The organism is Candidatus Enterococcus courvalinii, assembly GCF_017315945.1.
Classification (GTDB): domain Bacteria; phylum Bacillota; class Bacilli; order Lactobacillales; family Enterococcaceae; genus Enterococcus_B; species Enterococcus_B courvalinii.
Genome location: NZ_JAFLWI010000002.1, coordinates 307,407 through 331,781, shown reverse-complemented (window position 1 = coordinate 331,781; position 24,375 = coordinate 307,407). Strand labels below are relative to the sequence as shown.

The 24,375-nt window shown below is 35.0% G+C and carries 19 protein-coding genes; 8 read left to right on the top strand and 11 right to left on the bottom strand.

The window, feature by feature from the left end; genetic code table 11:
• Nucleotides 1–191 precede the first annotated feature (191 nt).
• Entirely contained in the window at nt 192–1,511 is a 1,320-nt protein-coding gene (locus JZO71_RS02330; protein ID WP_206897988.1) for a sensor histidine kinase, read from the bottom strand.
• A 4-nt stretch (nt 1,512–1,515) separates the two neighbouring features.
• Complete coding sequence (locus JZO71_RS02325; protein WP_206897987.1) at nt 1,516–2,190, bottom strand: response regulator transcription factor; 675 nt, start codon at nt 2,188–2,190, stop codon at nt 1,516–1,518.
• A 195-nt stretch (nt 2,191–2,385) separates the two neighbouring features.
• On the opposite strand from JZO71_RS02325, the gene JZO71_RS02320 reads away from it, so the two are divergent.
• The 5 genes from JZO71_RS02320 (at nt 2,386) to JZO71_RS02300 (ending at nt 8,293) form a co-directional block, all read left to right on the top strand.
• A complete protein-coding gene (locus JZO71_RS02320; RefSeq protein ID WP_206897986.1) occupies nt 2,386–2,802 on the top strand; it encodes a hypothetical protein in 417 nt (138 codons plus the stop codon).
• Nucleotides 2,803–2,830: 28 nt separating this feature from the next.
• Complete coding sequence (locus JZO71_RS02315) at nt 2,831–3,337, top strand: cysteine hydrolase family protein (protein ID WP_206897985.1); 507 nt, start codon at nt 2,831–2,833, stop codon at nt 3,335–3,337.
• A gap of 153 nt (nt 3,338–3,490) precedes the next feature.
• Nucleotides 3,491–5,677 carry a type IA DNA topoisomerase gene (locus JZO71_RS02310; protein ID WP_206897984.1) on the top strand — a complete coding sequence of 729 codons (2,187 nt, stop codon included), beginning with the start codon at nt 3,491–3,493 and terminating at the stop codon, nt 5,675–5,677.
• 123 nt (nt 5,678–5,800) lie between these two features.
• The gene (locus JZO71_RS02305) at nt 5,801–6,094 is read left to right on the top strand and encodes a hypothetical protein (RefSeq protein ID WP_206898067.1); all 294 of its coding nucleotides are present in this window, start codon (nt 5,801–5,803) and stop codon (nt 6,092–6,094) included.
• A 771-nt stretch (nt 6,095–6,865) separates the two neighbouring features.
• Nucleotides 6,866–8,293 (top strand): APC family permease, encoded by a 1,428-nt coding sequence (locus JZO71_RS02300; protein ID WP_206897983.1) that lies wholly within the window; start codon nt 6,866–6,868, stop codon nt 8,291–8,293.
• 56 nt (nt 8,294–8,349) lie between these two features.
• Here the strand turns inward: JZO71_RS02300 and JZO71_RS02295 are convergent, their stop codons facing one another.
• A complete protein-coding gene (locus JZO71_RS02295) occupies nt 8,350–8,643 on the bottom strand; it encodes an rRNA processing protein (RefSeq protein WP_206897982.1) in 294 nt (97 codons plus the stop codon).
• Nucleotides 8,644–8,748: 105 nt separating this feature from the next.
• On the bottom strand, nt 8,749–9,780 hold the full coding sequence (locus tag JZO71_RS02290) for a Gfo/Idh/MocA family oxidoreductase (protein ID WP_206897981.1): 1,032 nt from the start codon (nt 9,778–9,780) through the stop codon (nt 8,749–8,751).
• Nucleotides 9,781–9,981: 201 nt separating this feature from the next.
• Between JZO71_RS02290 and JZO71_RS02285 the strand changes: the two genes are divergently transcribed.
• Nucleotides 9,982–10,854 (top strand): MurR/RpiR family transcriptional regulator, encoded by an 873-nt coding sequence (locus JZO71_RS02285; protein ID WP_206897980.1) that lies wholly within the window; start codon nt 9,982–9,984, stop codon nt 10,852–10,854.
• Nucleotides 10,855–10,907: 53 nt separating this feature from the next.
• On the opposite strand, the gene JZO71_RS02280 is transcribed toward JZO71_RS02285, so the two are convergent.
• Both JZO71_RS02280 and JZO71_RS02275 read right to left on the bottom strand, forming a co-directional pair.
• The gene (locus JZO71_RS02280; RefSeq protein ID WP_206897979.1) at nt 10,908–11,852 is read right to left on the bottom strand and encodes an L-lactate dehydrogenase; all 945 of its coding nucleotides are present in this window, start codon (nt 11,850–11,852) and stop codon (nt 10,908–10,910) included.
• A gap of 159 nt (nt 11,853–12,011) precedes the next feature.
• Nucleotides 12,012–13,058 (bottom strand): beta-N-acetylhexosaminidase, encoded by a 1,047-nt coding sequence (locus tag JZO71_RS02275; RefSeq protein WP_206897978.1) that lies wholly within the window; start codon nt 13,056–13,058, stop codon nt 12,012–12,014.
• A 202-nt stretch (nt 13,059–13,260) separates the two neighbouring features.
• On the opposite strand from JZO71_RS02275, the gene JZO71_RS02270 reads away from it, so the two are divergent.
• A complete protein-coding gene (locus tag JZO71_RS02270) occupies nt 13,261–14,310 on the top strand; it encodes an AI-2E family transporter (protein ID WP_206897977.1) in 1,050 nt (349 codons plus the stop codon).
• 183 nt (nt 14,311–14,493) lie between these two features.
• Here the strand turns inward: JZO71_RS02270 and JZO71_RS02265 are convergent, their stop codons facing one another.
• The gene (locus tag JZO71_RS02265; protein ID WP_206897976.1) at nt 14,494–15,438 is read right to left on the bottom strand and encodes an MBL fold metallo-hydrolase; all 945 of its coding nucleotides are present in this window, start codon (nt 15,436–15,438) and stop codon (nt 14,494–14,496) included.
• 287 nt (nt 15,439–15,725) lie between these two features.
• Between JZO71_RS02265 and JZO71_RS12430 the strand changes: the two genes are divergently transcribed.
• A complete protein-coding gene (locus JZO71_RS12430) occupies nt 15,726–15,953 on the top strand; it encodes an Rrf2 family transcriptional regulator (protein ID WP_242590358.1) in 228 nt (75 codons plus the stop codon).
• Between the two features lie 71 nt (nt 15,954–16,024).
• On the opposite strand, the gene JZO71_RS02255 is transcribed toward JZO71_RS12430, so the two are convergent.
• The 4 genes from JZO71_RS02255 to JZO71_RS02240 all read right to left on the bottom strand — a co-directional run bounded on the left by JZO71_RS02255 (nt 16,025) and on the right by JZO71_RS02240 (nt 24,072).
• Nucleotides 16,025–16,882, bottom strand: a complete 858-nt coding sequence (locus tag JZO71_RS02255; RefSeq protein WP_206897975.1) for a class C sortase — start codon at nt 16,880–16,882, stop codon at nt 16,025–16,027.
• 134 nt (nt 16,883–17,016) lie between these two features.
• A complete protein-coding gene (locus JZO71_RS02250) occupies nt 17,017–18,879 on the bottom strand; it encodes a SpaH/EbpB family LPXTG-anchored major pilin (RefSeq protein WP_206897974.1) in 1,863 nt (620 codons plus the stop codon).
• Nucleotides 18,872–20,470 carry a SpaH/EbpB family LPXTG-anchored major pilin gene (locus JZO71_RS02245; RefSeq protein ID WP_206897973.1) on the bottom strand — a complete coding sequence of 533 codons (1,599 nt, stop codon included), beginning with the start codon at nt 20,468–20,470 and terminating at the stop codon, nt 18,872–18,874. The genes JZO71_RS02250 and JZO71_RS02245 overlap by 8 nt, the downstream gene beginning before the upstream one ends.
• Nucleotides 20,470–24,072, bottom strand: a complete 3,603-nt coding sequence (locus tag JZO71_RS02240; RefSeq protein WP_206897972.1) for a SpaA isopeptide-forming pilin-related protein — start codon at nt 24,070–24,072, stop codon at nt 20,470–20,472. Before JZO71_RS02240 ends, JZO71_RS02245 begins: the two co-directional genes overlap by 1 nt.
• Nucleotides 24,073–24,375: the final 303 nt, after the last annotated feature.

Here is a 24,375-nt window from a genome sequence, read left to right as displayed (position 1 = left end):
GATAAAACGATCCTAGATTCCAAAGTCACTAACGAGACCTGACAAATTGAGGATCATAACTGATTCTTTCTCTTATCCTAAAACAAAAGTCAGAAATAAGAAAGTGTTAGTAGAGGGAGAGGGGTTCTGAAAAAAATGCCTAAATAAAAAGTCCTGACAGAATCAATTCAATTGATTCTATCAGGACTTTTTTATTTTAGAGGCAATTCAACAGTAAAAATGACACCTAGTGGTTCATAATCCTTTACGTAAATTTTCCCTTTATGTTGCTCAATGATTTGCTTGGCGATTGCCAGACCTAGCCCATAGCCACCAGTTTCTTTTGAGCGAGAACGATCTTCACGATAAAAACGTTCAAAGATTCTCGCTTTTTCATCAGAGGAAATACTTGGTCCAGTATTCTTAACGTCAATTTGCCATTCTTTGTTGGTTATTTGTGATTCAATCAAAATAGAATCACCTGGACTGGTATATTTCAACGCATTATCAAGCAGAATAACTAATACCTGATGGATTTTTTTTTCATCAATTAAGACAGTAGCTGTGGCTACATTCGTAATCAAAAAGTGTTTGCCATCCATTTCGGCCATTTCTTGAAATGGTTTGACTAATCGGGTGATGAACGACTGGGTATCTATAGCCGTTTTCGATAAGAGACGTTGATTCGAATCATTTCGCGCAATCATTAATAAATCAGTGGTCAATCCAGTAAGTCGTCGAGTTTCTGTTAATGCTTGAGCGATACTTTCTGACTCTTCGATAACAGTGTGATTTGGCTTTGTAAATAAATGTTCTAAACTATTTTGGATAATAGACAAGGGCGTGCGAAACTCATGAGACGCATTTTCAACAAATTCCTTTTGCTGTTTCCACGAAGCTAGAATAGGGCGCATACTTAAGTTGGATAGATAATAACTGATACCAATTGAAATCAACCAAAAGATAATCATACAAATAATCATAATCGTTTGGAAAGTAGCTAGAGAATCTTTAATCTGGTTCGTATTTGCTAATACCTGAATATAAGCAATTTCGTTTTGATTTGCTTCGGCCTTGCGTGTGATGGAGCGAAACGCCAAGGAATGATTGTTCTCTGACTCAGATAAGTCGATACTTTGAATAACATCTAAATTTTTTGTATCTAACTTCAACCCTTGAATTTGATTTAAACGACCACCAATAGCAGCTTTATTCAAAATTTCACCAGAAGCAGACCATAGAATCACTTGGGTATTGAAACGATTGTTATCGGGTTCGCTTAAGGGCTGTCCACCGGGAAAATTTTCCAAAAAAGGATTTCCTTGTTCATAACGAGAGACTTCTAATTGAATGGCTCGAGAGGTTGAGTCGATTTGTTTTAGATTTAGATCAGTTTCTCTGTACGCGGATTGATTTAGTAGTTGAAGTGTAATGAAGCCCAATAAAACAAAAATAGTAGCAAAAGCTGTAACGTTCGTTAAAAAGAAACGAATTTTTTGCTTGTTAGGAAATTTGTCTTTTGTTTTTTTCATTTTGTCACACTTCCTGTAAAATATAGCCAACGTTTCGGAGTGTCTTGATATCTTTTGCAAGGGTTGTTTCACGCAGATGTTTTCGCAAATTACTCATATAAACTTCAACGACAGTTAGCGTCGTATCGGAATCAAATCCCCAAATCCGATCAAAAATCTGTTCTTTTGTTAAAATAATTCCCTTGTTTTGTAAAAAGTAGGTTAAGACTTCAAATTCTTTTCCTTGAATTGGTAAAATTTTGTCTTCAAAAGAGACCTCATTACGATTCAAATCACAAATAACACCTTTGTACTCTAATGAATGTTCATTGAAAAGTCCCAAAGAACGCTTTAACAATGCTTTGACACGCATAATTAATTCTTCACGATAGAAAGGCTTAGTTAAGTAGTCATCGGCGCCTTTTTCAAATCCTTCGATTTTATCCTCTAGGCCATCTTTTGCGGTTAAGATCAAGACAGGTGTGTGAATATTTGCCTTTCTTGCTTGTGCTAAAACTTCGTATCCATTCATTTCAGGCATCATCAGATCAAGAATAACTAAATCATAAATACCACTTTCTAATTCAAATAGCCCTTCACTACCATTATAAACTTGGACGACTTCTCCAAGATCATTAATAATTTCTTTGATGTTGTCAGATAAAACTTTTTCATCCTCAACAATGAGTAACTTTATCATTGATTCACCTCATTTTTCATTCTGATTAATTTTAACATAGTTATCCTAAAGTTAGCTTAAATCAATTTTATGGATCTACTCAGGAGGAACTCCTCCCAATTATTAATAATAAGTAAAAATAGGACTTATTCGGTGAAAATAAATGTAATTTTTCTGAAAATGGATTTATAGTGTTGAAAAAGAGAGGGGATAGCTATGTCAAATAAAAAAACAGTTTTTTTGGTGACCCGTAAGCATTCACCTGGAAAGTATATTGCCAAACAACTTTATCGAAACATCCAGACAAGTAGTTTGAAGAACAAGCTGAAGTTTGTTTATGTAGAACTAGCGAAAAACCAAGACATGATTCATGCATTCCAAGGAGACATTGTTTTGGTCGATTATTTCTTAAATCAAGACATACCTAAGCTTGCTTCTCATTTGTCACCAGATGTGTGTATTGATTTATTGAATATTGGAAGTACTAGTACTCATTCGCCAATCATGCTCGAACGACAACTAGCGCCTTTGTTACGGTTAAACCCGTTAGAAATTCGCGTGCATAATAATCAAGATTTCTCATTGTTTGAATACGTATTACCAGCTGCAGACGTTGGACTAAATCGGTTATAATATATAAAACAAAGGGAAGGGTGGTTATATGGAAACACAACTCTGTGACGCGCTAGTCGTTATCGATTTACAAAATGGTGTATGTTACGATCAAACTGAAATTTTTGGATTAGGATTCCTAACAAAACGAGTGAATGAACGCATACTTTTATATAAAGAACAACAAAAACAAATCATCTTTGTTCAGCATTGTGATAAAGAGCTGATTTCAGGAACAACGGTTTGGGAGATCCTTCCGGAAATTATTCAACCAAGTGAAGCACGCTATGTAGAAAAAACGCATGCGGATGCTTTTTTCGAAACAACGTTACAAGAGTTATTGATAGCGTTACATGTTCAGACACTCGAAATCTGTGGTGCACAAACAGAATATTGTGTCGATACATCAATCAAAGTTGCGCATCATCTAGGCTATCAAGTGAAGATGCTACCTTCTTTAACAACGACTTACGACAATCCATTTATGAGCGCGCAAGAGACAATTGCTTTTTATGAAAAAATTTGGGATCGAAGATTTGTTGAATTTATGGCCTAAGTGGCTAAATTTTCTTTTTCATTCAATTACAAACGTATTTTCGCCTTACCTTATCAGACTCTTGATAAGATAAGGCTTTTTTTGGTTGTCAGATTCAAAAATTTGTTTCATAATAGGTAAGTCGCAAATGGCTTGAATAACGGAGGAGAAGCTATGAAAACAGTTATTTTAGCAGAAAAGCCATCGCAAGCAAAAGCGTATGCTGAAGCTTTTCAACAACGAAAAAAACGGGATGGTTATTATGAAATCAATGATCCGTTATTTACAGGTGAAGTAACGATTACTTATGGATTTGGCCATCTAGTTGACATGGTTCCACCAGGCGCATATGAGCAACGTTGGGCGAGATGGTCATTAGAAAATTTACCGATTTTTCCTGAGACTTTCCAGTATGAAGTTCCTACGGATAAAAAAGCGCAGTTTGCAATTGTCAAAAAGGAATTACAATCTGCAGATACTATTATTGTTGCTACCGATGGAGATCGGGAGGGAGAAGCAATCGCCTGGTCAATCATTCGCCAAGCAAAAGCATTTTCCAAAGAAAAAAAATATCTTCGCCTATGGATTAATTCATTAGAAAAAGAAGCAATCTATGACGGCTTTAAAAATTTAAGGCCAGGTGAATACTATTTTCCAAAGTATAAAGAAGCAAAAGCAAGGCAAAATGCTGATTGGCTAATTGGGATGAACGGTAGTCCCTTATACAGTCTATTACTTCAAAATAAAGGAATCGATGGTAGCTTTTCATTAGGAAGAGTACAGACACCTACGTTATATATGATCTTTAAATTACAAGAAGAAATCAAGCATTTCAAAAAGGAACCCTACTTCGAAGGTGAAGGAGAGATTCGACATCAAAATGGACAATTCATCGGGAAAATGGAACCAAAAAGATCTTTCAAAACGTCAGAAGCATTGACAGCAGAATTACAAAATTTAGGTGCGCATATAGGTGTTCAAGAAGGACAAATCAACCAAGTAATAAAAAAAGAAAAGCAACTTCGTAGCCCACGTTTGTTTTCGCTTTCCAGTTTGCAATCGAAAATGAATCAGATGATGAAAGCTAGCGCAAAAGCAACGTTAGAAGCAGTTCAAGGGCTATATGAAAGTAAGTTTTTAAGCTATCCCAGAACGGATTCGCCCTATATCACAGACAACGAACATCACTACCTAGTTCAACGATTGGATAAATATAAAGGATTTCTTGGCGCTGAAACCATTGAAACACCTGAACTATTTCCAAAGAAACGTTACGTTGATGCTAGTAAAGTACAGGAACATCACGCCATTATTCCTACTAAAACGATTCCAACAAAAGAGCGTTTTAGTAAACTTTCACGTCTTCAGCAAGCAGTCTATTTGCAAGTCTTACAAACGACGATTGCAATGTTTGCACGTAACTATATTTATGAAGAAACAACTGTTTTGACAGCTGTAAATGAATTGAAGCTAAAAAGTATTGGTAAAGTACCTATCCAACAAGGTTGGCAAGCGATTTTGAACACTGGAAAGAAAAAGAAAAAAGATCTGCAAAAATTGCCAGTGATTCAAGAAGGTGAGCTTGTTGAAGTAGAGCTAAAGAGTCTCGAAAAAGAAACACAACCACCCAAACCATACAATGAAGGAACGCTGATTACAGCTATGAAAACAGCAGGCAAAACGTTGGACGATAATGAAGCACAAGAAATATTAAAAGAAGTCGAAGGAATCGGAACGGAGGCAACGCGTGCGAATATTATCGAAAATTTAAAACAACGTCACTATATTGAAGTGAAGAAAAATGAATTATTTGTTACGTCAAAAGGTGTAACGCTATGTAAAGCTGTCGCAAGCGAGCCACTTTTGACTAGCGCAGAGATGACTGCGCGCTGGGAAGGGTATTTACGAAAAATTGGAGAGAATCAAGGGACTCCTGAAGTATTTTTGGAAAATATCAAAAAATTCATTTTACATTTGCTAGAATCGGTTCCTCAACAAATCCAGCAAGTTGATTTATCAAAGGAAGTTACTGGTACACGTCAAATCAAGGCGTTGGAGAAGAAAAATGATCAATTAGGTCGTTGTCCGAAGTGTCAAAATGGAATTGTGATGTTGTATCCTAAAGTAGCAACTTGTCTCAATCCAGAATGTGACTTCAAATTATGGCCAATAGTCGCTAAAAAGAAACTAACTAAGACGAATCTTCGTGAACTTTTATCGAAAAGAAAGACCAGTAAAGTAATTAAAGGATTTACTGGCAAAAAAGGCAATTTCGATGCAGTTCTGGTATTGAAAGAGGACTTAACAATTGGCTTTGAATTTCCATGGATGAACAAAGTAAAGACAGAAGAAGAGCCATGATCAAAGAAGGTTTGTTTATTCCGAAAATTAAAAATTTAAAAAACAAAAAATATTAATAAAATAATAATAAAGAGATAAGAGGTACCATTTTTGCGAAAAGTTCATTCATTACTAAATTATCTAATGGGCGCGATTGTTTTAGTTGCGCTATATCAAGCATTTATCAAATACCCAACTTATGGGACAAAACTACTAGCTATTACTTCAGAAAAGCAAACAGCTTATTCACCAACTTTAGTTTTATCGACAGTCACAGCGTTAGCAAAAAGCATCTTATATTTTTTCCATAAAACAACAAGTATGCTGAAACGTAAAAAGCAAAGAAAGCAGCTATTTCTGGTACTTGGAGCTGCGGGCGTGATTTATTTCTTGCCTGTAATCACGCAATTTTTTCATCAATTGACAGCTGCTTTTTAAAAATGATCAAATTTTATTAGATCCTTCAGAGGAATCATCAACCTAAGATTCCTCTGAAGGATTGTTTTATTGCGCAAAAATTCGATAAAGATTCAAATTTAGATATAATTATTTAGTTTCAAGTTAAACCTAAAACATTTTTACCAATATTTATGAATAATCGTTACTAAAACATAAATTTTGTTGTATTTTGCGTATAAAAAAGTAAAGGACAACAATTGATGCTAAAAATGACTTAGTTAGGAGGAAGGAGACGTATAATGGAGAGAATTTATTTTTAAATTTATTTTAGTTTACATAATATATATTATACAAAGTAGATTATAAGAATGTGAGCCACTCTCTTAATTAACTATTTGCTATTTTGGTATCGATTTTAGCAGATTATTGCTGATACAATATTAAAAAATTATTTTGCATGCGTTTTATGTATTATTTCTGGTTTATACTTACTATTTACATAAATACTAAAAAACTATTTTTTATTTGTGTTGTGATCTCGTTCCTATAAAGAAATTTACTTTTTACATGTTTAACCTGATTATGTAGATTGCTGCTTTATCTAATGCTAAAAAACTTTTGGTTTCATCTAAAAGCTTTTTAGAGATTAACCTTACCAATATTTACTGGAGCTTGTTACTTTCAAACCGATTGATTTAAATTTTTAGTTCTCTTTGTGTTCTTTCGCTATATTTTAAGTGAAACACAGATTGTCTTTCATATTATTTTCAGAAAAATAAGATTATAATACTTGCTGGAGGTTATGTATATATGGAAGAAAAGAAAAATTTTATTTCGTGGCCCGTGTTAGCATTGATGTCTTTTGTTACGGTTATTGGATTTGATGATATTATTTATAATTTTGCTAATCAAGGCATGGGCGTTATTACTTCATGGATTATTTTGTTAGCGTTATACGTCATTCCCTATTCATTAATGGTCGGCCAACTAGGTTCTGTTTTTAATCGTGAAGGCGGCGGCTTAAGTTCATGGGTTCGTGGCACTAGTGGTGATAAGTTGGGTTATTTTACAGCCTGGACGTATTGGGCTGCTTCAATCCCCTACGTTGTTGATACAGCAAATGCTGTGGTAGTTGGTTTTGGTTGGTTAATCAATGGAAATGATTCAATGGAAGATACAATGTCAAATTCATTATTTGCTTTATTGACATTCGTTATTTTTTTGACATTTATTTTTTTGCAGAGACATTTCAAGAAGTCTTTAGAAGTTCTAAGTACAATTGGTGGTGGTGCTATGTTTGTGATGACGATTTTATTCGTTATTATGACTTTCACTTCGCTTTTTATGCCAAATGGACATATTGAGACACAACCAATGAATGTTAAAACGATTTTACCCAAATTCGATTTGCATTATTTAACAACAATTGGATTACTGATTTATGCAATTAATGGAGCTGAATTGGTTGCACCTTTTGTTACTCGAATGCGTAAACCAAAGAGAGAATTTCCTAAAGCAATGATTATGTTAACCGTTATGACTATTTTCTTGACCGTTTTTGGTTCCTTTTCGCTGGGTGTATTCTTTGATGCGCACCATCTACCTAATAATCTGAAGATGAATGGTTCTTATTATGCTTTTCAACGTTTGGGTGAATTTTTCCACATAGGAAATAGTTTGATGTATGTTTTTGCGGTCACACAAATTATCTATATGTGTGCTCTTCTGGCTGTTTTGCTTGATGCCATGACAAGAATGCTTATCTCAGATACTGGGAAAGAATTCATGCCTAAAAAATTAACGAAATTAAATGGAGACGGACTACCAATTAATGGCTATATTTTAACAACTGCATTAAGTGCCTTCATTCTATTACTTGGTGTTTTCTTACCAGAAATGAATGATATTTTTAACTGGTTATTAAATTTGAACGGGATTATTTCTCCAGGTGTGACTTGTTGGATCTTCTTTGCATTTATTAAAATCCGTTTAAATAGTCAAAAATACCAATCAGATTACGTGTTTATCAAAAATGATCGATTGGCTGTTTCTGTCGGCGTCTGGTGTTTTGCTGTAACTATGATTGCCACGCTTTTTGGTGTTTTACCACAGGATGCCGCTTTTGGTTCATCACTTTTTTGGCATGAATTAATCATCAATATTATTGGTATCGTTGTTTTGATTGGTTTAGGTTTTGTTATGCCTTATTTAGCAAAACGAGAAAGAAATCACATTTAACAGTATAAAACAAAAAAAGACAAGGACTAAAAAACGAGTGCCTTGTCTTTTTTTGTTTATTTGGAATGATTATCTTTAGATGTCAATTCTTCAAATTTTTCTTTTACGTCGGCTATGACTTCTTCAACTACTTCTTCAAGTTTATTTGGTTCTTCTTTTATGTCATCTTCAACAGCATTTGATCCAGATAATGCAACTGTTTTTTCTTCTCCAGAGTTAGTTCCAGATAATGCTTCTTGTTTGTTTTCTGTTTCGCCAGAATTAGTACCAGCTAAAGCTACTTCATCATCTGTTTTTGGTGCCATTGATCCTCTTAGTCGTTTTCCTTTTTCTCCATCATAATTAGTCATCGTTTTGTCCCTCCAGAAAATTCTCATGTTCTCTTATTTATCTTACCTAAGAATAAATGGACTGTCAAAAAGGATCTCTCTCATCTTCATTTTGAGATATAGCTGTTATTCTTTCTCTTCGTTCTCTTGAATAGAACGAATACCTTCTTCTAAAATCTGCATTTGTAAGATGGTTTCTTCATCTTTAACAATTTTTTCGGCATCATTGATTAATATTTCATAGATGCCAGCATATACACGGCTATAATCACCTACCTCAGAGACAACTTTTTCTTCATGATAAATATTATTGTCATCCATGTAGGTTAAAACACCATAATGTTCCGGCAAATCTATCCCAAAATCGGTGTTGTCTGGCATATAGAACATTTTCAAATGTTCTTCTTGACGATCCTTCGTTTGCTTGACAAACATTCCTTTCTTCCCATAAACAGTAAAGCTAGGACGTTCTTTGATTCTGAAATAACTTGATTTTACGGAGATTTTCATTGTTCCGTAGAAAAAATCTAAATCAAAATAATCATTCATCCGACCTTTTCCTAACAGTTGACGAACATCATAATGAATCTTATCGGGTTCACCAAAGTAAGATAGAACCTGATCAACCGTGTGGCACGCATGCCCATAAAGATAGCTATTCGCTGTAGAAAAAGTAGTAGTATTTTCGGGGATTTCTGGTCGGAAATAATCATAATGCATTTCAATTTCTAAAATATCTCCTAGCTTGCCGCTTTCAATCACCTTTTGTACAGTCAAAAAATCTGAATCAAAACGTCTATTCTGATAGCATTGAATAAATAGACCTTTTTCTTTAGCCAGAGAAAAGAGCTCTTTTGCTTCTTTTGAAGTTTCTGCAAAAGGTTTTTCAACTAAGACATGTTTGCCATGTTCTAATGCAAGTTTTCCATATTCATAATGAAATTGACTAGGCGTGGTGATAACGACTAACTGAATCTCGGGGTCATTCCATAATTCATCTAGCTCTGTGGTATATTCGATATCATCAAAAGTTTCCCAAACGGGTTCACTTGGTGAGTAGATTTTTTTGATTCTGATTTTGTCTGATAGTTTTCTAGAAAAAGGTAAATGATAACGATTTGTACTCTTCCCATTTCCTAGATAAGCAATTGTTAACATAAATAATCCTCCTATATAGTTGATACGCCAAGTATACTGAAAACTGTGTTCAAAGTCTCAGCAGATACGCATTTTGGTAAAAATGTCCTAATTTCAGCTAGAAACTAACCTTTTTTTGAAAAAAAGTACCAATTTATGATAATCAGTAGCCAACATTGTCGTTTGTTAGTAAGATGATAGAGACGTTAGGAGGTTGGAAGCATGTTGATTGAAGATAAATTAACCGAACAAGAAACATTTACTACTACAGAGAAACGAATTGCAGATTATATACGATTAAATCTTGAAGAAGCTGTCTATTTAACAATTGAGGAACTGGCAAAAGCTACATATACATCTCACTCAGCGATCATCCGTTTATGTAAAAAAATGGGTTACACTGGATTTAAGGAATTTCGATTTGAATTAGGACGTGAAGTTCATCGATTAGTTGCTCAGTTCAATCATGTGATTGATCCAAATTTTCCATTTTCTCATGAGGATAATGCACAATTGATTGCTAAGAAAATGGCAGATCTTACTGTTCAAACAATAAAAAAAGCACAGCTGCAAATCGAGGGACAAGAATTAGATATGATAGCAACAATGCTAAATCAAGCAAATAGAATGTTTTTATTTGCAAAAGGAGATTCGCAGATTACTGCAAGAAAGTTTCAAAATAAGTTAGTCAAGCTGAATAAATTTTTGATCCTTGCCGAAGAGTACAGTGATTCTTCATGGAATGCTGCTAACTTGATGAAAAATGATTGTGCAATTTTTATCAGCTATAGTGGTCGAATTCACCATTACGAACGGATTCTCACCTACTTGAATCATGTTGGGACCCCTTCTTTACTTATTACAGGAAACGAACATTCTGAAATGGCTAAAAAAGCTACAATGAGTTTAGTAGTTTCTCAAGATGAGTATGATTTTGCAAAGGTTGCTACTTTTTCTTCTCAAATTGCATTTGATTATGTATTGAACACCCTATATTCAGTTATGTATGCACAGGACTTTCAAAAAAATCTACTGAATCTTAAAGATAAACAAGAACTTCTACAAAAAGGGCTCTTGAAAGAATACCATAACTAAAAAAGAAAAAAGGAAGAGCGATTGCTCTTCCTTCATGCAGTTTTTTTTTACAATTATTCGACAGTGCTTAATACTTTTTTTAATTCAGATACAGACTGATTAAACAATCGTTGTTCTTCATCAGTGATAGCCAATTCAACAATTTCACGAACGCCATTTTCATCTACGATAGCTGGTACTCCAGTAAAAATATCTTTTTGTCCATATTGTCCTGCCAAATAAGCTGAAATTGGTAATACTGCTTGTTCATTATTCAAAATTGCTTTTACAATTCGCGTAGTACTCATCCCGATTCCATAGTAGGTCGCTTTTTTTCGATCAATGATTTCATAAGCAGCATTCTTAACTTTTTCGGCAATAATCGTTAGATCATCTTTAGTTAATCTGTGATCCGCTTCAACGATTTCAAGAATGGGTTTCCCGCCTACCGTTGTATGTGACCAAGCAGCAACTTCTGAATCTCCATGTTCTCCCATGACATAGCCATGAACACTTCTTGGATCAATCTCCAATTTTAATGCAATTTCTTTCCTAAAACGTGTTGTATCTAATGTTGTTCCAGTACCAACAACTCGATTGTGTGGTAATCCTGAGGCTTGCCAAGCAATATAAGTCAAAATATCAACAGGATTTGAAGCAATTACAAGAACACCGTCAAATCCAGACTCCATAATTTGTCTCACAATGTCACGCATGATACTTGCATTCGTTTGAACTAAATCTAAACGTGTCTGTCCTGGTTTCTGGTTGATTCCTGCAGTAATTACTACTAGATTTGCATCTGCGCATTCCGTATAGTCACCAGATTTAACGGCAATATTTTCTTCACCCCACGCCATACCGTCAAGTAAATCAAGCGCTTCTCCTTCAGCCTTTTCTTGATTAACATCAATCAAAACTAATTCGTTAGTAATACCTTGATTGATCATGGCATATGCTATACTTGTTCCGACAAATCCAGTACCTACGATCGCAACTTTTCTACTTGTTTTCATCATATATAATCGTCTCTTTTCATACTTTATTTTCTTTTCATGAAAATTATATGATGATATTTTACATTTGTGAAGATGATATTTTTAATAGTTTCTATAAGAAAAAATTATAAATAAAATTGAAGAATCTGTTTATCCTGTGTTATGTTGATGGCAAATAAATTACCTCAAAGAGTAATCCTCAAGAACAGCTTGTTGAGCCTTTAAAGGCTCTTTGATTTTTTCCATAACCTCTTCTTCCGTCAGAGCATTTGGAAAGTCACACCAGATGGCAAAATAAGTTCCAGTCACTTTAACTAGCTGTTCTTGTGTAATATGTTGGTTGCCAGAAAAAATCATTGGATTCCACTCATTTTTTATTTTATCTTCAGTAGGATAACGGTAGCCAGCCCCTTCCCCTAACACAAAATAAAAATAATTATCATTGAAATTCACTACTTGATGACCTTCTTTAAAAAAGGTTTGGACATCAGCCATGTGCTGATTGTAATTTGTCCAATAGGTGATTTGGATCGTTTTTTTCAGTGTGCTCTTCATTTTCTGGTTCTTTTTGTAGACACCATCATTCCAAATACGGGCAGTTTTACCAGCTGACTCAATTAAGTCAGCTAGATCGTTGATATAATCAATAAATAAATCATAAGTTCTGTTGGCATCTTGATAAATTTCTTTTGCTTTTCTCGCTAATTGAGGATAACGGTCTAATTCATCAAAACTAATATACTCGTCTGCTCCTAAGTGGAAATAACGAGAATCATGAAATAGTTCTAAATATTCTGTGATGATTTCTTTTATTTTGTTGATTGCTTGTTCGTTTGTAATATCTATGGCTCGATTTGCAGGAAATACGTCTGAATCTTCCCCTAAACGTTCAATTTGCCATTCTGGATAGATCCTAAGTAATCGTTTCAAGTGTCCAGGACTATCGAACTCTGGTATAATTTCAATCCCAAGTTTTTTAGCATAAACAATCAATTCTTTGATTTCTACCTTTGTCAAAAAGTGAGTCGAAGTTAATTCTGGCACAGTTTCACATTCGATTCGAAAGCCTTCGTTGTCCGAAAAATGAAGCTGTAATGCGTTCATTTTTAGTGATGACATGTAATCAACTAAATTTTTCAAAAAGCTTGATGAATAAAATTTGCGTCCGATATCAATTGATACTCCTCTTTCTGGAGAAATTGATAAGGAATCTGTTAGTTTAGCCATTTTATTTGCACCTCTAGTTCATATATTTATATTCTCTTTAGTAGTATGACACAACTCTTATATATGTAAACCCTTTCTTTCAGGGTGTTAGTAAGGAATTGATAAGAAAGTACCTAATCTTACTTTTAACAGTTTTCTTTTTAAGTTTGTTCATTCTATAATGAGTTTGTTACGTATTATAATTTTTTAGGAGGTTGTGTGATTGTCTTTTTACCAACGGTTTTTGGCAAATGAAAAAATTCGTAGGTTGACTGTTTTACTTTCAGTTATCTTACTGCTCTTTTTATCCAGAGCAATGATTACGACAGTTTTGCTCACATTTATCTTTACTTATTTAATGATCCATCTTGTTCAGATTATTCAACGTTTTGTTAAGATACCTACTGCTGCATTAACAGTAGTCATTTATTCAATAGTAGTTTATTTGATTTATCTGGCACTAACGAAGTATATCCCTGTTTTGATCCATCAGACTTTTGATATGGTTGGTTCAGTCATTCATTTTTATGAACAGCAGCCAAAAGATGATAATCCACTACTGACGTATGTTCATAATTATATTGAACGCAATGATTTTTTTGAACAATTACAAAATGGTGCATCAATTGCTATTGGCTATCTACAAGATCTTGGGAAACTAGCTGTAGCATTTGCAATGTCCTTTATTTTGAGCTTCTTTTTTATGATTGAGAAGAAAAAAACGGTTCTTTTTTCTCGACTCTTTTTGAAAAGTGAATTTGCTTGGTTCTTTCAAGATATTTATTATTTCGCAGATAAATTTGTTAATACGTTTGGTTTAGTTTTAGAGGCGCAATTTGTGATTGCTATCTTAAATACTGTCATCACGACTATCGCTTTAGCTGCCTTTGGATTCACTCAATTACCAAGCTTGGCAATCATGATTTTTATTTTGAGTTTGATTCCAGTAGCAGGTGTTATCATCTCTTGTATTCCACTATCGTTTATTGCCTATTCACAAGGCGGAATCAAAGATGTGGTTTATATTTTGGTCACAATCCTGATTGTTCACTTGATTGAGTCTTATGTATTGAATCCTAAATTGATGTCTAGTAAAACAGAGTTGCCGATTTTTTATACCTTTATCGTGTTATTAGTAAGTGAACGCTTGTTTGGCGTTTGGGGATTGATTGTCGGTATTCCGATATTTACCTTCTTCTTAGATATTCTAAAAGTAAAAGAAATTCCACTGCATCTAAAAAAAGAACAGCATGAAGCAATAAAAAAAGAGTAAAAAAATACCATCCAAGTTTGGATGGTATTTTTTCGTTTGTTTAAAACAATCAGTTCTATTGAATCCATTTAGGATAACGAAAAGAGTCTTTATCTTTAGAGTTGTTCTATCAAAGAGTTTTTGTTTTAATCTTTGTCATCAATCAGAAACTTCCTGATGTATCCAATTTTGTTGCTTAAAAAGTTATTCCCAGTCCATTTCTCCGGTAACAACTTTAGCACTCATCTCCAAACTTCCATCTGGCAAGTTTGGATAAGCTTTCTTCATGTTTTCGATAATTTCTGAGCTCGTTTGACTATCTTTTTCTACTTCAATAAATTTTTGAATATAACCTTTGGTAAATTCAATATTTTGGGCTGAAAAATCATTACCTTGTTCAAAATGTCCTGGAATAACTACTTTAGGCTGTAAGGAAGTTAGTTCATCGAGATCTTTGATCCATTGTTCCTGAGTTTCAATCGTCTTCGTGTCTGCCATGAATAAATGCCCACCTGTAGAAACAAGGATCCCGCCTAAAAGTAAGCTATCTTCTTTGTTGTAAAGCGTTTGTTTCTTAACATCGCTGCCAAAAATGGAGAATTCTGTTCCACCTAAGTTAATTGAATCTGTTACCACTTCTGGGAGGATGATTTCGTCAGGTGCATTTTCTTTTAAGGTATCTGACCAGGTGGAAAGCTTCGCCTTGTAAGTCTCTTTGATTCTGTCAATGTTAGGAGCTGTAGCTAAAAGTTTCGCGTTTGGAAATTGCTTTTTGATTTGGTCTGCTCCAAAGTAATAGTCTGGGTCACTGTAAGAAATATAAATTGTTTGAATATCAATATTCTTGTCCTTAGCCACTTTTAAAATCTTTTCTGCATCTGTTTTTGAAAATTGAGTATCTACTAATAGACCTTTGCCATCTTTTTCGATAATTGTTGCAGTTGCACCAAATACTTCATCAGGATTCATAGTGTAATATGTGACGTCGTTCCCTTTCATTTCAGTATACATTTTTGTGTCCTCCTTTGTCATTGTTGTTGAGTTACGCGAACTATTTTTTGCATTGTCTTCTTTATTTTGAGATGAACAAGCAGCTAGTAAAACTGCGCCCATGCTAATCGCCAATAAAAATAAACCCATTTTTTTCATATGATCTTCCTTTCTAGCTAATTTTCTCGACCTGTATATTTTTAAGTTACAGGAAAATGATATATAATAAATAGATAGATGTCAAACGAAAAGAAAAGGTGATTGAATGAAAAATTCAGTGCGTCTTAGTGACGCTATCCACATCTTAGCTTATATTTAAAGGTTTCAAGGTACTGATTTATCAAGCGTGTGCAAACAAATCCGGTAACTGTTAGAAAAATCATGGGTGATTTGAGAAAGCTAATCTAATTAAAACTGAGACAGGAGAGGCTTCCCCTTCTTTGATTATGCGACCCGAAGAAATTTCATTAACTAGTATTTATAAAGCGGTCGAAAAAGCCTCAGCTATTTTTCATTCGGATAAAAATACTGCGCCAAACTGTTTGATCGGTGGAAATATTCAAAAAGTATTAGATCAAACATATATTTATTTACAACAATCAGTTGAAAACGAAATGAAAACTTTTTTATCGGATATTATTGCAGGAATTCTTCAAGAAAGCGCGAATGGCTAATTACAATAAAAAAATATAAAAGCGTAAACCAAACTTTCTCTATGAGGAATCTGGCTTACGCTTTTTATTGGTTAATGTGTTCTTTTCTTTTTTATCTTTCTGAAGACGAAAATACTAAGCATTACAACTAAAACTATTCCACCTACCCAAATAAATAATTTGTTTCGATTGTAGTTGACTGTTTCTTTGATTTCCTTCTCTGCATCTGGCGTATACGGGATCCTATGGCCACGGACGAGTAAACGATGTGTGTTGACCATATAAGGCGTACACGTCATCAAGGTAATAAGATCTTCTCCATCTTGAATTAGTAAATCTTGAGTATCTGTAGGTTCGATTGTTTTTATTTGATCAACTTCATAAGCCAATCGTTCATTATTGATGTCAATATAGAAAACATCTTTCTTTTTTAGTTTAGGTAAGTCAGTAAATAATTTGGCTTCTGGCAGTCCTCGATGAGTTGACAGTACACTATGGGTATTTGGACCACCTGAAGGAATACTCGTTCCTTCAAGTAAGGAAACACCATTTTGCAAAAATAATTCATTTGTCTGATCAAAAATAGGCAAACTAACTTTGATTTTTGGAATTGTTAACGTCGCAATGGTATGTTGTTTTAAATAAGATTGTTCTTTTTTTATTTTTTTTTGCTGTTCACTATTTACTGCATCATTAAATGCGGATACTCCTGGATTATTCCCTTCTTTGGCTAACTCTGCATTTTGTTTATCTTGCTTCTCTTTTAGTTTGGCAACTGCTTCTTCGTTTTCGCTATTGGCTTTTTGTTGATAATACTGAACTAATTGTTGATCAAAATAACTATTAATGGCATCACTAACAAATGGATAGGCAAATAAGCCAATACCAAGAAAGAGAATGATTATCATGAAGATATCCGTCTTTTTTCTGTTCTTTTTTTGTTTTTTCATCTCACTCACCTCACTTGTTTGTAAAAGTATTCAAAAAATTGCTAGAAAAAGGCTGTAACAAAAATCAATTTTGACTTTTGTTACAGCCATACCACACCTACTACTCGTACCCATTTTCTTATAGCTACCTTCTGTTATTCTGCTTTTCTTTTTTTAAAGTAATAACCAGCAGACAATACGGCAGTTAATCCGGCAGCTAAGAAGACGGTGATTCCCATGCCTCCAGTGATTGGTAACTTACCTTTTGTTTTATTGACTACCACGAGTTCAACTTTGCCATTATCTGCGACAAAATTTGTTGGTGTATTTGGTAAAACATAGCCATCAGGAGCTTTTGTTTCCACCAATTGATAGATGATATCAGCGCCAAGTTCATCTGTTTGGGCAATACCGAAAACTTCAATTACACCTTGATCATTTGATTGGAAAGTTGTTGCGTCTCCTTGTGCAGCAACCCAACTAACTTTTCCGTCTGTCATTTTTAAGAATGAATCACCACGCTTAACTACGAACTCTGCACCAGCAAGTGTTTGCTTCGTATCCGCATCTTTTTTGACAAATTTCTTACCAAAAGTTTTGATTTCTTCTTGGGCTGTTTTTGGAATAAAATTATTGTCAAACTTGATTTGGTTGTCGATCGCTGTTGCTAGGGGAGCGCCTGGTTTGATTTTCATTTGAACTTCAAAAGTTAACATTTTCCCTGCATGACTTGCCAACTCAGCTGGTGTGAAGCTAACAATAAACGGGTTAGCTGAAATGTCAGCAATAGTTGCGGTCACATCCCCTGCAGCTGCGCCATCAATTTTGATACTTGAAAGGATTTCAGCTGCTGTAGAAACAAGTTCCAGTGATGAGTGATACGTATCGACTAAATCGAATTTTGTAAATTGTGCGACATCTTTAGGAATTTGTTGTGTGATTGTAAAAGTGACGATTTGATCAACATCTACATCTGCATCATCTGCTTCTTTTTTAGGTTCAGGAACTTTGTAGTTGTATGCAGACGCGTTTTCTTTATCAGTTAATAACACTTGAAGTTCGTTGTAATGTGAGTATTTGATCGTCATTGAACCATCATTGGCATTACGAGTTGCAAATGCGGTAACAACCGGATTATTTAAATAGTGATAAATTTCTGTTCCTGTTTGAAGTTGGCTTGTCGCAACGGGTGTGTCTACTTCATAGAACTCATAAACACCGCCATCGGCTAAAATCAAATCTTCCACAGTAACTTGACCAGATGCATCTGAGAAAAGAATTGTTGCTGCATCAACTGTTCCGTCAAATTTACCTGTACTTGCTTGGTAGTACATCCCTGATGCTTGATCTTTTAGGATGAACCCAGCGTCTTTTAATGCGATCGGATTCGCTTGATTTCCTTCAGCATCTAGTCCTACACCATATTTTTTGAATGTTAGGTCAGATGTCTTGTATTCATTTTTTGGATAAAGATGAACAACCGGACGATTATTTCCGTCTTCATCTGTTACTGGTAATCCGACTACGAATGGGACTGATTTTTCAGCAATTGCACCAGCTGGAGTTGTTGTTTCTTTAAAAAGATAAACAGCATTTCGTCCACCTGATTGTGTTGGTAATGCGAGTGAAGAAATACCACTTGCATCTGTTAATGCGAATTCATGAGAGGCTAACCCGGTAGTATCTGCTGCAATTGCAGCATCGGTAGCTTCACTGACCCGTTCTTCATGTGTGCCACTTGCGCCATCATAAGCAGCCCAATAAATACTCGTTACATCATAAGCGGTAAAACCTGCACCACTCAATGGTGTCGCATTTGGCCAAGTCATCTCATCGCCAGTATTTTGAATTGATTCGGGTAACGTATCAAAAGCAAGTTTGTGTAATGTAACAGTCTGCTCTGTTTCGGTGTCGCCTCCTTCAACGGCACGAACAGCACTTCCCAACCCTAAAAATAACGGTAACATTAGTAAAAGTGAAAGAACCCAGGTAAATACTTTCTTCTTTTGCTTATTCATTTTCTTCACTCCCATTCTTTTTTTTCACTCCCTGATTATGTTGCTTGACCAACAAATAACCTGCGCCTGTCATTAAGATGATTCCAGCTATGAAGAGATAGTTGTTGAATGTGTCAGCAGTAGTTGGAAAATCCTTTGAAGGTTTGACCACTTTTGTCGAAGTTGTTGGAATAATTGGCGTTATCGGAACACTTTTGATGACTTCTTTTTGTTGATTCACAACTTTTAATGTTTGATTTTCTTGTTGTGTAAACGTTCCTTTTGCAACGACAAACGGTACTTTTTCTTTGTTTAGAAGGTAACCTTCTGGTGCTTTGACTTCTAATAGTTGGTAGTTGCCGTAACGTAATCCATTGATCCAAAATAGACCATTTGTGTCAGAGACTAATTTCACTAGATTTTCATAAGAAGTAGGTACTTTCGTTGCATCGATCCAGATATTTTTTCCATCTGCACGTGACAGGTATTCACCTTTATCATTTAGTACGACAAACTCCGCACCTGCTAATTTTTTTGATTCATCTGTTGCATCAATCTTTACAAAGTATTTTCCACCAGTTTCAACAGTTGCCGTTACTTCAATTTTTTTCTCATCATCAACAATTAGTGAGATTCGATTCAAGAAATCGGATTGGTTTAAATTATTTTCTTGGATCAACATTTGATAAGAAAAAGTGATTTTTTCACCAACATGATCTGCTAAAACCTTAGGATCAAATGCGACAGTAAATCCGCGCTCTGAAATTGAAGTAAATGTATAGAATGGACGCGTTTCAGGTTGACTAAGTGTAATCGAAACCGTTTCTTCCGCAGTTGCTTTTTGAACTAACATCAAAGAGTCATCCGGCTGATCATTTACAACAAAGCTCTGATAATTAGCAATATCTGATGGAATGGTTAGAGTCGATTGATAATCGATCAGTTCGCCAAATTCAAAGTCAGCTTTCTCACCGTTTATTTTTTTCGTTAGGGTTGGTGGAACTGTTTTGATTGCTTGGCTTTTTGGAAAAATTTTAATGGTTCGTAGTTCATTCCCATCATTATCAAACACTGGTAAAACAACTAGCATTGGGCGAGTAAGTGAATTGACGGTCGGTGGATGATTTGTTTCTTGGATGAAGAAAACACTATCTCTATCCCCTTTTTTAGCAGGAAGTTCAAAGGACGCGATCCCTTTTTCGTTTCCTTGTGTTTGAGTAATACCAATATATTTGGTTAGTGTTTCAGTATCCACTGTTTGCATGTGTTTAAGAAATGCTGCTCGAAATTCTTCAATTGATTGATTTTCAAAATCTGAGGCTGCTAATTGTTCATAGTAGCTATCTGTTACTTCATAAACAGTAAATTCAACATCATTTAAACCTTCAAAGTTCTGTAGTCCAATTGGTTCCTCAAAAGGATTTGTTTCGCCATCGTTAGGCCGTTCGTCAACTTCTATTTCATAATCAAATAATAGTTTGTGAATGTGTAACGTGATTGTTGAAGAATCCTCAGTTTCTGCATGAACTTCAGTTGAATCAATTTGCGCCATCATGAAGACAGAAAGAAGTGAAACTAGAACAATGCTTATTCGGGAAAGTAGTAGTTTCATTATGCTCTACCCCCTCTTCTTCTTAAATAAATGTAAAAACTCAACATCAACGTGCTACCAAGTGCTAAATATGGAATAATTGTCATTCCACCAGTTTCAGGAAGTGGCTGTTTTGCATGGTTTGTCACTTCTAATTGGATGATATTACCTGATACAGTAAGAACATCTGTCTGTTCTTCTCCATCGATAGTCACTTTTCCTGTATCACTAATAACAATCACTACTGGTTGAGTCAAGCCTATAAAACCACTTGGGGTAAAGGTTTCTTCTAGGCTATATTCTCCTGGCCGTAAGCCAGTAAAGACAAATGTGGAACTATTTGTTTGTTTGATTGTTTCGCTATAGTCATCTGGTCCAGTAAGAGTGAATTCCGCACCATTGAGCAATCGACCATCTTGATCTTTTTTCTCTAGCTCTAAAGTAAAGTCTTTTAAGCGGTTAGTCAGTGTTAGACCTGTAATGATAAAGCGGTTTTGTGTTTCATCAAAAGTAGCAGGTTCGGAGTAGACAAGTGTTTCCTCTTTATCAAAAATTTGAATCACTTTATCTGAACCAATGACTACTTTCCAAGGACCTTGATTGTTTTCATAGCCAAGAGGTAAATTTGTTTCTTTCAGGAGATATTCTCCTGGTTGTAATCCTTGGCTAAATTGGACAACTCCTTGTAAATTTGAAGTTGCTTCAAGTGGTTCTAATAGATTTTCACCTTCTAGAGTGAAAGTTGCACCTAAAAGTGGTGTTCCAGTTTCATTTGTTTTCTTAAATTCTAGTAAGAATGGCACAAGTTGGTTACTGATTTGATTATTTTCAGGGAATCCAGTGACAGTTAAACTTAAATCGGCTTCTTGTTTTACTAAAATCGTAAATTCTTCAACTTCTTGATAACCTTCAGGTGCAGCTAGTTCGCGAATGATATACTCACCAATCGGATATGCTGGAAATTGAACTAAACCAGAAGCGTTAGAAGTTGCCTCAGCAAGAAGAACAGTTGGTGCAGATTTTTGATAAATACCAAATTTTGCTCCCGCAAGTGGTGTTTCATGATCCTCTCCCACTTTGATAAAACTGATTCCCTTTTTCAGTAAGCTATTTGTAACCGTTAATGTTTGATTTGCTTCTTTTGTAGTTGGCGCTGGTGCGTATGTTGGTGCGCTGTAACCATCAACATGACTCTCTTCTCCAACTTTCTCGACGATTCGATATTCGATAAGTTGGCCATTTCGTAATGCGACAACATCAGTGAATGTTCCTTCCGTTGATGTAGCGTCCTTTAATAGAGATAAATTTTGATCCGGCACATCTATCCAGTTCCCATCTTGATCTTTTTCTTGTAGTTGCAAGGTGATGTCTTCTCGCAAATTCCATTGATTTCCATCGTCTTCCCAGATTTTTTTCGCCTGAATATCAAATGTAGTTATAGGAACTTTCACAGATGGAATTGCGAAATGAAGGTAATCTGGCGTTGTTGTTCGATTATTTGTTACATAGGTTGTTTTATTCGCTGGATAAAATAAGCCGTCACGATAACCTTCTTTTACTTCAATCAGATACTCGATTCGATAGCCTTCTCGCCCCGTTTCTGTCTTACCTAAATTTAGATTCGATAAGTTGATTGTACTTCCATTGATACCGACTTGAACTTGTTGTGCAAATGACGGATAACTACTACTTGTTGATGGAATAACAGTTAATCCATTGTCGACTTTCAAAGCAAAAGAACTGACATCACCAATCAAATCGACATAATCACTCATTGGATCTGTAACTGTTGCTTGCTGAAGTGTAGCTGAAAAAGTGGTGCTTAACGTTTTTAAAACTTGAATCAGTTGTTCACGATTGTTTGCGGTGAAATATCCATTTTTTCCAATGGCTGTTAAGACACTTTCGGCAGTTTCACCTGTAGCAAATCCAATTGAGTATTTTACGATATTTTGATTTGCTGGATGTGTAGCTCTTTGATTAACATAATCAACTGTTGGCGTAACTTGTCCAGTAGATGATGTTCCGTTTCCGTTGTAGTAATTCGTATTATTCATTCGCGCATAGTAGCGTTCAGAAGTACCTAAATTTGTTTGATTCAAACTGAGTAGATTATTTGTCAGATTTAAATAATTTTGATTTGGTGAAAAAGTAGGTTCACCATCCGTTAAAACAATTAGGACTTTTGCTGCCTCGGTTCTCGTTCCATAACTTGGATTTGTCAGCATTGCATAACCGGCATCAAGACCAAGGTAAGTTGGTGTCCCAGAAGTATCAGGTGTTTGAGTGTAGATTGTATGACTTGTAATGGATGCTGGATTTGTTGTGAAGCCACTAGAACCAAATTTCCCAATTTCTCCATATGGAACATCCACTGGATTATTGTTGATTTGCATACGACTCGAACCAAAAGCTGCTAACCCTAAGCGAATATTTCCATCGTTCCCGGGTCCAAGTAAGTCATTCGCAAATGTAGTGACTGCATCTTGTAGAGCGACCCAACGAGTCATCCCCTCTGGTACAGTTTCTTGAACCATTGAGCTAGACTTATCTAATACTAAAGAGATATCAATCGGTTGGTTTGTTTCCAGTGCGTCCCCAATAACATCTAATTGGATTTTAAATTGATTGGGATCATTGGTTGGGATAACAATTTTTTTGATTGCTCCATCACCATAATCATGATAACCGTTAGTAAAATTCAGAGGATTATTATCGATGATATTCTTGATTGATGAAGTCCCCTCGGTTTTTTCTGTGCCAAAATCATAGTTTTTGATAAATGTGGAAGAGTCATTTGTTGTGTAATTGTTTGTCGAGTGTTCTGGATATGTTCCTAACGCATCGCTCACGTAGTTAAATGGGTCGACATTGACTGGGCTTCCTGCTAAAGGCGTCATAGCAAACGGTACCGCAGTAATCAATGGGAGTGCTTTTTCAGTGGAAGAGTCAGTAGTCTCACTATCTGTTGTTTGTTTCTCTTCCTCAGGTTTTCCTTTTTCAGATTCTTTGGTTTGTTCTGAGCTATCAGTGTTTAATGTGTTATCTTGCACTTCTGAGTTTTCTGAATCAGCGTTCCCTTTTATGACTTCTTCTTGTCTATCAGTAGATTCATTTGCTTTTTGATCTTTTATAGAGGGATCAATGCTTGATTGGAACTCAATTGCTTGAGCGGTTTCTTCTAAAACTTGCCCTTGTTCATCTAATAATTTTAATTGGATTTGGATAGCTGATTGTTCAATAGCTGTTTGAAATTCAATAGTATTTGTTTCAGTATCTTGAATTTCTTCAATCCAGCCGTTTTCAATTTCTATAAAGTCTGTTCTCGTTAACTGTTTAATTGGCTGATTTTCAGCGGTAACTTTTAGTTGTAAAGTTGTTTGCGTTTCTCCACTTACTTGTTTATGATATCTCAGTGTCCAGTTCTTGGTACCTTCTGAGTTATCTTTTGTAGCAATTGAATCTTTCCCTTCAAGTTTCAACTGTTGACTGGTTGCAATTTCCCGAAATTCGTTGGCCTCTTCTGCATGAATTAAACTAGAAATCCCTAACAATTGACTAAAAATACTTAGCAACAAAACACCAATCCATAAGAAGCTAATTAGTTTTACTTTACGATTCATTCCCTCTCCCCTCCCTCCAAATTCACAAACATGAAAAATTTTCCCTCTACAATTTGAAGTTTAGCAACGGAATTATGTTATAGCAAAAGTTAACAATAGGCTATATTACAGGGATATTTATTTTTATTACGTTATTTTTTCAAAAAATTAATACATTTCATTTTTTGAATTTTAAAATATTCACAAACTTTGATGGAATGAATATAAGACCTGATGTTATCTAACTTTTTGTATCAATTATTTTTAAATAAGGTAAAATTTTATAAACTAAAAAGTACGTAATATTTCTGTAAATTCTCCGTT